Source organism: Kitasatospora sp. NPDC093558 (assembly GCF_040683475.1).
In the GTDB taxonomy this organism is placed as follows: domain Bacteria; phylum Actinomycetota; class Actinomycetes; order Streptomycetales; family Streptomycetaceae; genus Kitasatospora.
Genome location: NZ_JBFBDY010001243.1, coordinates 1 through 1,270, shown reverse-complemented (window position 1 = coordinate 1,270; position 1,270 = coordinate 1). Strand labels below are relative to the sequence as shown.

General features: G+C 73.0%; 1 protein-coding gene and 1 pseudogene. Both read left to right on the top strand.

Annotated features, from left to right (window positions below; genetic code table 11):
* A pseudogene (locus AB0O00_RS40065) lies at nucleotides 1-396 on the top strand (hypothetical protein); the annotation flags it as partial.
* Nucleotides 389-1,270, top strand: an 882-nt coding sequence (locus tag AB0O00_RS40060) for an MFS transporter (protein ID WP_363659594.1), incomplete at its 3' end; no start/stop codon positions are given. The pseudogene AB0O00_RS40065 and the gene AB0O00_RS40060, both read left to right, overlap by 8 nt.

Below are 1,270 nucleotides of genomic sequence, written 5' to 3'. Positions count from 1 at the left end.
ACCGACCCGTTGGCCGGGCCGCCGCCGCTGCTGCGCGGGTCGGCGATCAGGTTCGCCGACGCCCCCTGCGGCGAGCTGCTCGCGGTGACCGGGCAGGACCAGGTCACCGCCGATCCGGACGTGGCGGAGCTGCGCATCCTCCACGAGGTCGGACAGCACCTCGGGCCGGTTCGCTGGTCGGGTGACCGGGCCGGGTACGTGATCGCCACCGGGGACACCGCGGCCGAAGCGAAGGCCAAGGCCGCAGCGAGCGTGGCGCGGCTGGTCTTCAGCGTGGCGCCGGGGCCGGCGACGGGGCCGTCGCAGGAACGCCCGGGGGAGCGGGACCTCAGCCGCGAGAACGACCTCTCACGGCACCTGGGCTACGACCGGACGGACGGCCCCGCCCATGACTGAGACCATCGAGCGCCCGGGCAGCAAAGCCGGGTTGAGCGGGACGGCGCTGCGGCGCACCCTCGGACTCAACTACCTGTGCTGCCAGTTCGGCAAGTTCTCGCTGATGCCGGTGCTGGCGGTCATGCTGGCCCGGGGAGGCGGCGGGCAGTCCTCGGCCGCCGGCGTGTACCTCTTCGCCTTCCTGATGTGCGTCGGCCTGTCCTCGTTGCTGGTCAGCCGCTGGCTCCCGAGGCTTCCGTACTCCGTGACCATGGCCGCGGGCATGCTCTGCTCGGGCGCCGGCTTCGGCGGCCTCGCCTTCACCTCCACCCCGATGCTGGTGCTCCTCGCGCTGTGCCTGGCCGGATTCGGCAACAGCGTCCACGGAGTGCTCGTGCGCGTGCTGGTCGCCGAGAGCCTCGAGGGCGAGACGGCCCGCAGTACCGTCTACGGCCTCCTGCAGATCGCCACCAACGCCGCCGCCGCTCTCGGACCGTTCATCGCCGGCGTGCTCTACGTCTCCGGCGACAACCGGCCACTGCTCGGATTCGTCGCCACCGCCTACACGGCCGCGGCCGCGATCCTCCTGATCGGCCTGCCGATCGGACTGCGCCCGCCGGTCGCGGTCCAAAGCGGTGACGGGGTCCGTGCCCGGATCCGCGTGGTGCGTGATCCGCAGTGCCTGCGGGCCCTCGCGCTCACCGGGGCCGGCGCCTTCGCCTACGGGCAGTTCTACTCCGCCTTCGCGCTGTTCGTCGCGCTGGCGATCGACTCCCCGGTGCTTCGCGCGGTGCTGCTCGGCGGACCGCCGGTCCTCATCGTGCTGTTCCAGGCCGGGGTGACCGTCCTGACGAACCGCAGGCTGCGGGCCGGCACGGCGCCGAGCACGCTCCTG